Origin of the sequence: Streptomyces sp. NPDC090108 (genome assembly GCF_044747185.1) — a bacterium.
GTDB lineage: Bacteria > Actinomycetota > Actinomycetes > Streptomycetales > Streptomycetaceae > Streptomyces.
This window is the reverse complement of record NZ_JBIVDQ010000003.1, coordinates 389918-402460: the sequence shown is the minus strand read 5'-3', so window position 1 is coordinate 402460 and position 12543 is coordinate 389918. Positions and strand designations below refer to the sequence as shown.

9 protein-coding genes are annotated in these 12543 nt (G+C 72.3%); 5 read left to right on the top strand and 4 right to left on the bottom strand.

The features are described 5' to 3' along the window. Positions 1 to 19 precede the first annotated feature (19 nt). Positions 20 to 1708 (bottom strand): alpha/beta hydrolase, encoded by a 1689-nt coding sequence (locus ACIPRD_RS11915; RefSeq protein ID WP_401562394.1) that lies wholly within the window; start codon positions 1706 to 1708, stop codon positions 20 to 22. A 352-nt stretch (positions 1709 to 2060) separates the two neighbouring features. Between ACIPRD_RS11915 and ACIPRD_RS11910 the strand changes: the two genes are divergently transcribed. The 3 genes from ACIPRD_RS11910 (at position 2061) to ACIPRD_RS11900 (ending at position 4686) form a co-directional block, all read left to right on the top strand. Next, complete coding sequence (locus tag ACIPRD_RS11910) at positions 2061 to 2714, top strand: chaplin (protein ID WP_401562392.1); 654 nt, start codon at positions 2061 to 2063, stop codon at positions 2712 to 2714. A 225-nt stretch (positions 2715 to 2939) separates the two neighbouring features. Next, positions 2940 to 3794 carry a GNAT family N-acetyltransferase gene (locus ACIPRD_RS11905; RefSeq protein ID WP_401562390.1) on the top strand — a complete coding sequence of 285 codons (855 nt, stop codon included), beginning with the start codon at positions 2940 to 2942 and terminating at the stop codon, positions 3792 to 3794. 115 nt (positions 3795 to 3909) lie between these two features. After that, positions 3910 to 4686, top strand: coding sequence for a GNAT family N-acetyltransferase (locus ACIPRD_RS11900; protein WP_401562388.1), 777 nt, complete (start codon positions 3910 to 3912; stop codon positions 4684 to 4686). 3 nt (positions 4687 to 4689) lie between these two features. On the opposite strand, the gene ACIPRD_RS11895 is transcribed toward ACIPRD_RS11900, so the two are convergent. Next, positions 4690 to 4953: a GlsB/YeaQ/YmgE family stress response membrane protein gene (locus ACIPRD_RS11895; protein ID WP_356407215.1), complete on the bottom strand. Its 264-nt coding sequence runs from the start codon at positions 4951 to 4953 to the stop codon at positions 4690 to 4692. A 216-nt stretch (positions 4954 to 5169) separates the two neighbouring features. Here ACIPRD_RS11895 and ACIPRD_RS11890 point away from each other — a divergent pair, with 216 nt between their 5' ends. Then, on the top strand, positions 5170 to 6615 hold the full coding sequence (locus ACIPRD_RS11890; protein WP_401562386.1) for a hydrolase: 1446 nt from the start codon (positions 5170 to 5172) through the stop codon (positions 6613 to 6615). 38 nt (positions 6616 to 6653) lie between these two features. On the opposite strand, the gene ACIPRD_RS11885 is transcribed toward ACIPRD_RS11890, so the two are convergent. Together ACIPRD_RS11885 and ACIPRD_RS11880 are read right to left on the bottom strand one after the other, a co-directional pair. Next, complete coding sequence (locus tag ACIPRD_RS11885) at positions 6654 to 9449, bottom strand: glycosyl hydrolase 2 galactose-binding domain-containing protein (RefSeq protein ID WP_356407209.1); 2796 nt, start codon at positions 9447 to 9449, stop codon at positions 6654 to 6656. A 236-nt stretch (positions 9450 to 9685) separates the two neighbouring features. Then, positions 9686 to 10897: an ROK family transcriptional regulator gene (locus tag ACIPRD_RS11880; RefSeq protein ID WP_356407206.1), complete on the bottom strand. Its 1212-nt coding sequence runs from the start codon at positions 10895 to 10897 to the stop codon at positions 9686 to 9688. Positions 10898 to 11031: 134 nt separating this feature from the next. On the opposite strand from ACIPRD_RS11880, the gene ACIPRD_RS11875 reads away from it, so the two are divergent. Then, positions 11032 to 12492 (top strand): APC family permease, encoded by a 1461-nt coding sequence (locus ACIPRD_RS11875; protein WP_401562383.1) that lies wholly within the window; start codon positions 11032 to 11034, stop codon positions 12490 to 12492. Positions 12493 to 12543: the final 51 nt, after the last annotated feature.

Here is a 12543-nt window from a genome sequence, read left to right as displayed (position 1 = left end):
GTTCGTGTGGCGGCCGGGCTCAGTCGACGGCCTCGGTGCCGGAGCTCCAGCCGGTGTTCTGCGTCAGGCAGGAACTGCCGCTGGGCGGCAGGTAGCCGTACAGCAGGAAGTCGTCGATCTTGCGGTGCACACACCGGGACGAGGTGTAGCCGGTGTGCCCGTCGCCCTTGTTGTCGAGGACCACGGCGGAGGGGCCGAGCCGCGCGGCCGTCTCCACGGTCCACCGGTACGGCGTCGCGGGGTCCCCGCGCGTGCCCACCAGCAGCATCTTCGCCGAGTGGACGTCCTTGACCTGATCGCGGATGTAGTCCGTGCCCCGTGGGCGGCTGTAGCACATGAGCAGCTGCGTCAGCCGGTAGCGGCCGAAGACCGGGGACGCCTCCGCGTAGGCGGCGCCGAGCGTCTTGAGGTCCTTGCCTATCTGCGCGGCGGTGGGCCGGTCGGGGTCGTCGGCGCAGTTGATCGCCATCAGGGCGGCGGGAAGGTTGTCGGTCGGTACGTCCTGCGCGTCGACCAGTCCGCCGTTCTTCGCGCTGTGACGGTCGTTCTTCGCTCCGTCGCCGGCCTTCGCGCCCGGGCTGTCCTCCTTCGTGCCGCCGCTGTCGCCCCGGGCGCCGGGCGCGGTGGCGCGGAACGGCAGTGAGACGCCGCCGGTGGCGAAGTTGAACACGCCCTGGATGTCGCCGTCCTGGGTCAGGGAGGCCAGGGCGCGTTCCAGGGAGGGCCACAGCTGCTTGCTGTACAGCGCCTGGCCGATCGCGCCCACGAGGTCCTGGCCGGAGAAGGAGCCGCCGAAGGGGTTCGGCACGGGATCCGCGTCCAGTGAGTGCACCACCTGCGCCACCTGGTCCCCGGCGGTCCGCCGGTCCTGGCCGAACGGGCAGGCGATGTCCGTCGTGCACCAGCTCAGGAAGTCGTCCAGCGCCGTCTGCTGTCCTTGCACGCCGGCCAGCCCCTGCTCGGCCAGCGACTCGGTCAGGGTGTCCACCCCGTCGAGTGCCATCCGGCCGACGTCGTGCGGGAACCGGGCGGCGTAGACCGCACCGAGCCGCGAGCCGTACGAGAACCCCAGGTAGTTCAGCTTCCTGTCGCCGAGGGCCTGGCGTACGACGTCCAGGTCGCGGGCGGTGTCGACCGTGCCGATGTGCTGCAGGACCGGTCCCGAGTACCGGGTGCACAGGGTCACGGACTTCCGTAGCTGCGACAGCATCACCTGCGGGCGGGCCGTGTCCACCTCTCCCGCCGCCGCGGCCGCGTCCTCCCCCTCGCCGCAGCTGACGGGGGAGGAACGGCCGACGCCGCGCGGATCGAACGAGACCACGTCGTAGCCGTTGGTCAGGTCCATGAAGTCCTTGCCCTGCTCGGCGAGCTGGCTCACGCCCGGCGCGCCCGGGCCGCCGAAGTTGAGCACCACCGATCCGCGGGAGGGGCCGGTCGCCCGGTAGCGGGCCAGCGCCAGATCGAGCGTGCCCGCGCCGGGCCGCGCGTAGTCGAGCGGAACGGTGACCTTCCCGCACTGCATGTCGTCGGGCGCCTTCGGATCCGTACAGGCGGCCCACGTCACCTTCTGCCGGTAGAACCGGGACAGGCCGGGGTCCGCCGGGCCGGCGGCGGCCACGGGCAGCCCCGCCCCGAGAAGGGCGAGGGCGAGCACTCCGGCGCCGGCGCCGCGCCGCGCGACGGGCCGTGAGGACAGCTTGGCCAGCATCGATCGCCTCCCGGGGCGCATCCGAGGTGGACCGGGGCCGGCGCCCCCCTCACCATAAGCGGGCGCTTCGAGGCCCGCCTCCCGGCGGGCGGGGCGGCCGGAGGTGCCGTACGCTCCGCCGCCCGCCGCCGATCGGCGCGGACATGTTCGGTCGACGACCGATCGATGTCTTCACGAGTGATTCGAATATGTAGGTCACTCATGGGAGTGAATGGCCGTTTGGCCATAACTCGGATGGTTCGCCTGCGTTTTATGTGGTGCGGGTGACTGCTCGCTTCATGAGACGCGGGTACGTTCCCGCGATGATCACGGAAGGCAGGAAGCTATGAGACGGGCTACCCGAAACGGTGTGATGGCTGTCGCCGCCTCTGGGGCGATGGCCATGGCGCTGCCGGTGTCCGCCGCTCTCGCGGCCGACGGGGCCTCCGCCGACGGCACCGCGGCCGGCTCGCCCGGGGTGATTTCCGGCAACACCGTGCAGCTCCCGGTCCATGTGCCGGTGAACGTGTGCGGCAACACCGTCGACGTGGTCGGGCTGCTCAACCCGGCCATGGGCAACAAGTGCGCCAACGGCGGCGGCGGTGCCGGCACGGGCACCGGCGCGTCCTCCACGTCCGGGGGCGCGACCGCGACGAGCAGCACGAACGACTCGCCCGGAGTGGTCTCCGGCAACGGGATCCAGCTCCCGGTCCACCTGCCGGTGAACCTCAGCGGCAACAGCGTCGACGTGGTCGGGGTGGGCAACCCGGTCTTCGGCAACTCCTCCGTCAACGGGTCGGCCGAGACGCCGCCCGCTCCGGAGCCCGAGACCCTGGCCCCGCCGCGGTCCGTCCCGGTCAAGGCCCACCCGGCCCCGCTCCCGCCGCAGCCCGCGGCGCCGGAACCCATGGGTGCCCTCGCCCACACCGGTGCGGACCTGACGGCTCCCGCCCTGGCCGGCGGTGCCGCGCTCATCGCCACGGGCGTCGTGCTGTTCCGCCGTTTCCGCCCGGGCAGCGACAGCTGACCCATGGCACCCCATGGCCCCACCGGACGCCGGCCCGGTGGGGCTCCGCCATGCCAGAGGCCGCACTCTCCGGAGTCGAACGGCTTTGACGGCAGGGAGGATTGACGCTCCGCCGGGCCGACCCGGCATGGCGGGGGCGCCGGTGGATCGGGAAGGATGATCAGGGCGCGGTGACGACCGCCGCGCCGGACCCAGCCCGAACCACACGGAACACGGAGTGAACCGATGACGTCAGCGGCCCCGCAGGATCTCGTCGTCACGCAGGCCACCCCCGCCGACTGGCCGCTGATCAGCGGATGGGCGGCGGAGGAGGGCTGGAACCCCGGGCTGTCCGACGGTCCCGCCTTCTTCGCCCAGGACCCCGGAGGATTCTTCCTCGGCCGGGTCGACGGTGAGCCGGCCTCCGCCATCTCGGTGGTGAACTACGGCTCCGACTACGCCTTCCTCGGCTGCTACCTGGTCCGTCACGACCTGCGCGGCAACGGCCACGGGTTCGCCACCTGGAAGACCGCTCTGGCCCATGCGGGCAACCGGACCGTCGGCCTCGACGGCGTCGTCGCCCAGCAGGACAACTACCGCCAGTCCGGCTTCACGCTCGCCCACCGCACCATCCGCTTCACCGGCGCCGCCCCCGAGAGCGACGCACCCACCGGGGTCCGCGCCGCGGGCCCCGACGACCTCGCCGCCATCACGGCCTACGACAGCGCCTGCTTCCCGGCCGACCGCCCGCGCTTCCTCGGCCAGTGGCTGACCGCCCCCGCCCACCGCTCCTTCGTCCGCCACGACGGCGGCCGTCTCACCGGCTACGGCGTGATCCGCCCCGGACGCGACACCCTGCGCGTCGGCCCGCTGTTCGCGGACACCGCCGACGACGCCCGCGCCCTGTTCGCCGCGCTCACGGCGGGCATCGCGGGGCGTGAGATCGCCCTCGACATACCCGAACCGAACACGGCGGGTGTCGCGCTGGCCGAGGAGGCCGGGCTCAGCCCGTCGTTCGAGACCGCCCGCATGTACACCGGCCCGGTGCGGGAGCACGCCGCCGAGCGGGTGTTCGGCGTGACGACACTCGAACTGGGCTGACGCCTGCGGCGGCCGCCGGTCCCGCCACGCCCGGCGGCCGCGTTCCCGGGAGCCTGAACGCGGGCGTGCGGTAATCCGGTTGCCCCGCCGGGACACGGGATGCTGGAGTGGTGCCATGGACTCTGCCGCGGTGCTGGCCCGCTACGACCGGGAGGCCCGCGAGGGCGCCCTGCCCGACGGACCCGGGGCCCGGGTCGAACGGGCCGGCGGCGTGGTGCGCCAGGTGGCCGACGCGCAGGGCTGGAACGGCGTCGTGTGGAGCGGCCTCGACGACTCGGACGCGGACCGCGTGATCGGTGAGCAGATCGCCTGCTTCACCGCACTGGGCAGGGACTTCGAGTGGAAGGTCTACGGCCATGACCGGCCGGAGGATCTCGGATCCCGGCTCACCGCCGCCGGCTTCCGGGCCGGGCCCGCGGAGACGCTGATGGTCGCCGAGGTGGCGGCTCTGGCGCTGGACGCCGAACCGCCCCCGGGCGTCCGTCTCGTGCCGGTGACCGACCGGACCGGTGCCGCACTCGCCGTCGACGCCTACGAGCGGGCCTTCGGCGCGGACGGCACCGTGCTCCGCCACCGCCTGCTGGGGCGGCTGGACGCCGAACCCGGCACGGTCGTCGCGGTGATCGCGCTGGCCGGAGACGAACCGGTCGCGGTGGCCCGGCTGGAGACGGTCCCGGGGACCGTCTTCGCGGGCCTGTGGGGCGGCGGCACCGTCACCGCGTGGCGCGGCCGGGGCGTCTACCGTGCCCTGGTCGCCCATCGCGCCCGTGTCGCCGCCGCACAGGGCTGTCGCTATCTGCAGGTGGACGCGTTGCCCACGAGCCGCCCGATCCTGGAACGGCTGGGCTTCCACGCACTGACCACCACGACCCCGTATCTGTACGGAGTCTGACCGTCAGCGGCGGCCCCGGGACCGGTCCAGGGCGGCTATGCCGAGTGCCGCCAGCGCGATCTGGATGAACCACTCGATCCAGTCGGGCCCCTTGGTGTCGGCGACCCCGAACGCGGCGGCCACCGCCGAGCCCAGCAGCGCGGCCACGATGCCGACGACGATGGTCAGCAGCACGCCGATGTGCTGTCGGCCGGGCACGACGAGACGGCCCAGCACGCCGACGACCAGACCGATGACCACGGCGCTGATGATGCCTGAGACTTCCATCTCCACCCCTTCGGGTCCCGTCCCTCATTTGACTGCCATGTGCCCGCTGTAAGCGGAGTCAGTCCCCTTCTGTTATTGCCCCGTCTTTCTGTTCACCGCATGGTCATGCCATGTACCTTTCAACCGTTCGACGCGTGTAGAAGGCTCAACCAGGTTCTACGCGCGCAGACTTGGCGCCCCCACTGCCTCTCCCCACTCCCCATGGAGGTTCGCCGGATGCCCGCATCCACGAGGTTCCGCCGCAGATTCGGCACCGCACTGGCCGGACTCGGCCTGTTCGTCGCCTCCGCCGCCCTTCAGGTCGGCGCCGGCGCGGCCCCCGCCCACGCGGCCACCACGCACCGGATCCTGTTCGACAACGCCCACGCCGAGACGGCGGGCAACGCCGACTGGATCATCTCCACCAGCCAGCCCGACCCGCTCGGACAGAACGCCTCGCCGTCGGCGGAGACCGACTGGACCGGCGCCCTGTCGTCCTGGGGTGTCGCGCTGCAGAAGGCGGGCGGCTACAGCCTGAAGACGCTGCCCACGGGATCCGCCCTCGCCTACGGCGGCGGCTCGGCCACCGATCTGTCGAACTTCGACACGCTGGTGCTGCCCGAGCCCAACACGCTGTTCACGGCCGCCGAGAAGACGGCGATCATGAACTTCGTGAAGAACGGCGGCGGCCTGTTCATGATCTCCGACCACACCGGCTCCGACCGCAACAACGACGGCGCCGACGCGGTCAAGATCCTGAACGACCTGATGACGAACAACAGCGTCGACTCCACCGACCCGTTCGGCTTCTCCATCGACTCGCTGAACATCGACTCCGACTACCCGCCGGCGATCGGCGACAGCACCGACCCCGTGCTGCACGGCGCCTTCGGCAACGTCACCAAGAGCCTCATCGCCAACGGCACGACCGCCACGCTCAAGCCCGCGGACAACCCGGCCGTCAAGGGCCTCGTCTACCACACCGGTTCCTCCGGCAACACCGGCGCCTTCTTCCTCACCTCCGCCTTCGGCAGCGGCCGCGTCGCCTTCTGGGGCGACAGCTCTCCCGTCGACGACGGCACGGGCCAGTCGGGCAACACCCTCTACGACGGCTGGCACGACACCGGGGCGACCAACGCGGCCCTCGCCCTCAACGCGACCGCCTGGCTGGCCGGTTCCGGCACCACGGGCGGTGGCGGCGGAGGCACCTGCACCGCCTCCCAGCTGCTGGCCAACCCGGGCTTCGAGTCCGGGGCCACCTCCTGGACGGCGTCCAGCGGAGTCGTCACCAACGACACCGGCGAGGCCGCCCGCACCGGCTCCTACAAGGCGTGGCTGAACGGCTACGGCGCCGCCCACACCGACACACTCGCCCAGACGGTCACCATCCCGGCCGGCTGCACCAACGCCACGCTGAGCTTCTGGCTGCACATCGACACCGCCGAGACCACCACGTCCACGGCCTACGACACCATCAAGGCACAGGTGCTGAACAGCGGCGGCACGGTGCTGTCGACGCTCGCCACGTACTCCAACCTGAACGCAGGGAGCGGTTACACCCAGCGCAGCTTCGACCTCGGCGCCTACGCCGGGCAGACGGTGACCCTCAAGTTCACCGGCACCGAGGGATCCACCCTGCAGACCTCGTTCGTCGTCGACGACACGTCACTCGCCGTGAGCTGACGGACCGGGGGCCCGGCCGTGGTGCCGGGCCCCCGCGGTCATCCCGCCGGGACCGTCTGTTCCGGCGTGTTCCAGCCGGACACCCGCACGCGCGGCGCCGAGCCGCGCAGATCTGACGTGCGGTAGGTGGCGGTCAGCGTCACCGACTCACCCGGCCACAGGCCCACTTCGTTGTCCGACCAGCGCACCGGCAGCACCGGCCGGCCCTGCGCGTCGACCAGATGGACGTCGGTGAACAGCGAAGGCGTCGTGCCCGTACCGGAGTTGCGCACCGTCACGGTCGTCGTCGACGTGTCGCCTGTGGTCACGGTCGACGCCGCCGCCGTCACCGGCACCCTCGCCATCGAGGAGAGGCCCTTCAGATCGGCGTAGGACGTCGTCGGCGTGTAGTACCAGTCGGTGTGCGCCCAGTCGAGCGTGTCGGGCTTGCCGGAGAGCCAGTACACGTTCCGGCTCACCTCCTTGCCGGCCGCGTCGGTGAGGACCAGCCGCAGCAGGTAGGTCGAGGGCAGTCCGCTCACCGAGGACGGCAGGGTCAGCGCGGTGCCGTGGGCGCCACCGCCGCCGACGGCGAGGCCGGTGACGGTCCGGTCGTACCTCTGGGTGCCGTCCGGGTCGAACAGCGTCGCCCGGGCGGTGAGTCCGGAGGCCGGGCCGTCCTGGTTGTTCACGACGGCGACCGTGCGGTCGTCGTAGGAGTACTGGACGTGCAGCGGCTCGTTCGCCTTCTTGGCGCCGAAGTAGGCGCCGCCCTGGTCGAGATAGCGGTCCATCAGCTGCCAGTGCAGGGACGTCCAGCCGCTGTTGAACATCCAGTAGACGACCCCGGTGGACGGCTTCGAGGCGTCCGTCGCGTTGCGGGAGTAGGCCTCGTACTGGGCGCGGACGTTCTCGTACTGGGCCAGCTGGGCCTTGCGCACGTAGTCGTCCAGACCCGTCGGGGCGCCGTAACGGCCGGTGAGCGCGGCGTCGTAGAGCTTCAGGGTGTTGAACGTGGGTGACGGGGAGCGGTGGTACTGCTGGGCCTCGGGGTTCTTCCAGAGGGTGTCGAGCTCGGCGGGCGTCATCATGCGGCGCAGGGTGTCGAGCGTGGGGATGTCGGGTCCCGCGCTGGTCTCGGAGTTGAAGCCCGTCGCGCCGCCCTCGCGCTTGGCGTACCAGTAGCCGGGCGGCACCCAGTCGTAGGGGCCGGTCATCTTCATCCCCGAACTTCCCAGCTGGGGTGAGGACTTGTCGGAGGCCGCGGGCACGACGGGGAGCGTCCAGTCGGCTGCCTTCAGGGCGTCCAGGTAGTTCTTCTCGATCGTCGCGTCGGGTGCGAAGTCGCTGCCGACGAGGAAGGAGATCACGCTCGGGTGATCACGCAGCCGGGCGGCCTCGGCGGCCATGGAGGCCTTCGCCACCGGATAGTCGGCGGCGGTCCATGTCTCCCCGGCCTCCGTGCCGTTGACCTGGCCCTCCCACTTGTCGCAGCACTCCCAGCCCGGCAGTGTCAGCACGCCGAGGCGGTCCGCGAGGTCGAAGAACTCGTCCGGTTCGAGGTGGCCCTCCAGGCGGATCGTGTTCAGCCCGAGGTCCACGGCGTACTTGAGCCGGTCCTCCGCGTAACCGCGGTCCCAGCGCAGGAACTCGTCCGGGGACCAGCCGCCGCCCTTGATCAGCAGCCTGCGGCCGTTGATCCGGTACGTGCGGGCGCCGTCGGCGTTCAGCGGCGCCTGGACGTCGCGGATGCCGAAGGTCTCGCGGGCGGTGTCCGAGGTGGCGCCGGCCACGGCGACGGCCAGGTCCAGGTCGTACAGGGGCTGACCGCCCATGCCGGCCGGCCACCACACCTTCGGCGAGTCCAGCCGCAGGCCGGGGGTGTCGGCGGGGGAGAAGGAGACGGTCCGGGACTCGTGCGCGGCGAGCGGCACGGACCGGGTGAAGCGGGTTCCCGCCACACTGCCGGACACCTCGGCCGTGACCGCCGCGGCGCTGTCGTTGCGGACCTGCGCCCTGACCGTCAGGTCGGCCGTGGCCAGCGACGGCACGGCGAGGGCGGTCACCACGTGCGCGTCGCGCAGGACCACCGGGCCGTCGCGCCGGATCAGCACGTCGCGGACCAGGCCCATGTTCCGGTCGGGCGGCGGCTGGAGCCAGTCCAGCCAGCTCATGGTGAGGTTCTTCAGCGGCTCGTTCGGCTGGACCCGGAAGGCCACCGTGTTCGTGCCGGGCTTCACCAGCGAGGTGATGTCGATCTCGTGGCGCGGATAGACGCCGGTCACGTCGGCGGCCTTCGCCACCTGCCGGCCGTTGACGTACACGTCCGCCGCCGAGATCACACCGCTGAAGTCGAGACGGGTGTTCCGGCCGGTGTCGTCCACGGTGAAGTCGGAGCGGTACCACCAGGGGACCTGGAAGTCGGCGCGCGGGATCCGCTGCTGGTCGGTCGAGTGGAAGGGGTCCGGGTACACGCCGTCGGCCAGCAGCGCCGCGAGGACCGTGGAGCGCGGCCCCGCCGGGTACCAGCCCGTCGCCGGATAGCCGGGGGAGGAGACGGCGGCCGCCGGGTCGCCCACCTTCGCCGAGGACTGGATCGCGAACCCGGCCAGCGGCGTGACGGAGCCGGCCGACGACGGCACGCGGGTCACCGCGGCGTGGCCGCGCGCCGCGGTGGTGCGCGGGTGAGGCGGAGTGCGGTCGACGGCCGCCCTCGCCTGTCCGTGCGGCGCGGCCCCGCGAGGTGCCTCCCGGTCCCGGGGGTCGGCCCAGGCGGTGGTCGTGAGCGTGCCGATCAGGCCGACGAGCGCGGCTGCGGTGACGAGCCGGTGGCCGGGGGCGGGGCGAGGGGACACGATGAGCTCCAGCCTCGTAAAGTTAGGAAACTTTACTAACCCGCGTCAACGTAGGGGGACGGCGAAGCCGTGTCAACGATCCGGGCCGAGCGCCACCTTGACGACGGGTGAGACCGCGCCGGCCCAGGCCGCCACGTCCGCGCCCCCGCTCGGCGGCGTCCGCCGGGACTCCGGCCGGGACCGCGACCTGCTCGGTTCGTGGCCGCCAGGGGGCGCGGCGGTGGCCGCCGGGCCGCTCAGCCCTCGCCCGTCCGGCGGGCGAAGACCAGGTCCCGGGCGGTGCCCAGTGCCGTGGCCACCGCGCCCAGGAGCACCGCGTCCTCGCCGAGCCGGCTCGGGGCGATCGCCGGGCGCAGCGGCGTGAGCGTGCGCAGGTGCGCGCGGACCGGACCGAGCAGCAGGTCGACGCTGTGGCCGACACCGCCGCCGAGCACCACCAAATCCGGGTCCAGGACGGCGGCGGCCGCCGCCACCGTGTGCGCGATCCGCTCGCCCTCCAGCTCCACCGCCCGCACCGCGGCCGGGTCGCCCCGCCGGGCCGCGTCGAACACCGCCTTCGCGGTCAGCTGCCCGCTCATCCCGAAGTGCCGGGCCGCCTCCACGACGGCCACCCCCGACACCGCGTCCTCCAGCCGCTCGGGCCGCTGCGGACCGGGCTCCCGCGCCCCCGGCCGCAGCCCCGGCCAGGGCAGGAACCCGATCTCCCCGGCCAGCCCGTGCGCCCCCGTGAACAGCCGCCCCTCGCTGACCACGCCCATCCCCAGGCCGGTCCCGATCAGGATGTAGGCGAAGAGCCGGCTGCCGGCGCCGACGCCGTACGTGTACTCGCCGAGCGCCGCCAGGTTGGCGTCGTTGTGCACCTCCAGCGGCACCCCGAGCTCCTCGCGCATCCGGTCGAACAGCCCCGCGCGGCCCCAGCCCGGCAGATGCATCGCGTACCGCACCCGGCGGCGCTCCTCGTCGTACACGCCGGGCGTGCCGGCCACGCCGTGCACCACCTCCGCCGGGTCCACCCCCGAATCGCCGACGACCCGGCGGGCGGTGCCCACCACCAGGTCGGCCAGCGCGGCGGAGGTGCGGGCGCGGTTGCGCACGTCGGAGCGGGCGGCCACCGTGCCGTCCAGGCCGGCGACCGCCACCCGCAGCCAGCCGCGGCCGATGTCCACGCCGAGGACGTACCCGGCGGCCGGGTCCGGGGCGTAGAGCACCGCGGTCCGGCCCCGTTCGGGGGCGTGCGTGCCGACCTCGTGGACCAGTCCGGCCGAGACGAGCGACGCCAGCGCGCTGGACACCGTCGGCTTCGACAGCCCGGTCTCGCGGGCCAGCTGGGCGCGGGAGGCGGCGCCCAGGGAGCGCAGCCGGTCCAGGAGCAGCCGCTCGTTGGCGGAGCGCAGGCGGCTGCGGCTCCAGGGCTGTTCCTGCGGCTCTATGGCGTCACCGGCGGGCATCGGACCATTCTCACGTGTTTCTGACGGATACTTGACGCCTCTAGTAAGGCTCCTTAACTTTATCGGCCAGTCATCCGGTCCGGGTGATGCACCGTCACGCACACGGTCCGTGCGTCCGTCGCGTCAGGAGTCCCATGTCCGGAAGTCCGCCACCCTCCGGTGGCTTCGCCCGCCGTGTCGGCCTGTTCCAGGCCACGGCCATCAACATGAGCCAGATGTGCGGCATCGGCCCGTTCGTGACGATCCCGCTGATGGTCGCCGCGTTCGGCGGCCCCCAGGCGGTGCTCGGGTTCGCCGCGGGCGCCGTGCTCGCGCTGTGCGACGGGCTGGTCTGGGCCGAGCTGGGTGCCGCGCTGCCCGGCTCGGGCGGCAGTTACGTCTATCTCCGCCAGGCCTTCCAGTACCGCACCGGCCGGCTGATGCCGTTCCTGTTCGTGTGGACGGCGATGCTCTTCATCCCGCTGATCATGTCCACCGGCGTGGTCGGCTTCGTGCAGTACCTGGGCTACCTGGCCCCCGGCCTGGGGCAGACCTCCGGCGACCTCGTCGGCCTCGGCGTCATCGCCCTCGTGGTGCTCCTGCTCTGGCGCGGCATCGAGCACATCGCCCGCATCACCGCCGTGATGTGGACCGTGATGATCGCCTCGGTGCTGCTCGTGATCGCCGCCGCCGCGAGCGACTTCAGCCCGCACCTGGCCTTCACCTACCCGGCCCACGCCTTCGACCTGACGAGCGACCACTTCTGGCTGGGGTTCGCCGCGGGCCTGACCATCGGCATCTACGACTACCTCGGCTACAACACCACCGCCTACATGGGCGCCGAGATCAAGGATCCCGGCCGCACCCTGCCGCGCTCCGTCCTCTTCTCGATCCTCGGCATCATGGCGATCTACCTGCTGCTCCAGATCGGCACCCTCGGCGTCGTCGACTGGCACCGGATGACCGACCCGCACGACATCGCCGCCACCTCCGTGGCCTCCGCCGTGCTGGAGCAGACCTGGGGCAAGGGCGCCGCCGACACGGTGACCGTGCTGATCCTGATCACCGCGTTCGCGTCCGTCTTCACGGGCCTGCTGGGCGGGTCCCGCGTGCCCTACGACGCCGCCCGCGACCGGGTCTTCTTCCGCCCGTACGCGAAGCTGCACGCCCGCCACCGGTTCCCCGTGCTGGGCCTCGCGACCATGGGCGTGATCACCGCGATCGGCTTCCTGATCGGCCGGCACACCGACCTCGCGACCCTGATCCAGCTGCTCACCACCGTGATGGTGATCGTCCAGGCGCTCGCCCAGATCGTCGCCCTGACGGTCCTGCGCAAGCGGCGGCCGGACCTGCGCCGTCCGTACCGCATGTGGCTCTACCCGCTGCCCAGCGCCGTCGCGTTCGTCGGCTGGCTCGTGATCTACGGGTACGCCGACAGGAACTCCCCGGGCCGCCACCCCATCGAGTGGTCCCTGGCCTGGCTCGCCCTCGGCTGCGTGGCCTTCGTGGTGTGGGCGCGGCGGGAGCGGGTGTGGCCGTTCGGCGCGAAGGAGATCACCGAGGAGTCCGAGACCGGCGCGGACGCCGACCCGGCCGCCGAACCCGCGGCGACCTGAACCCCGACTGCCCTGGCACATGCTAGGGTTCACCCATACTTCAAGCCTTCC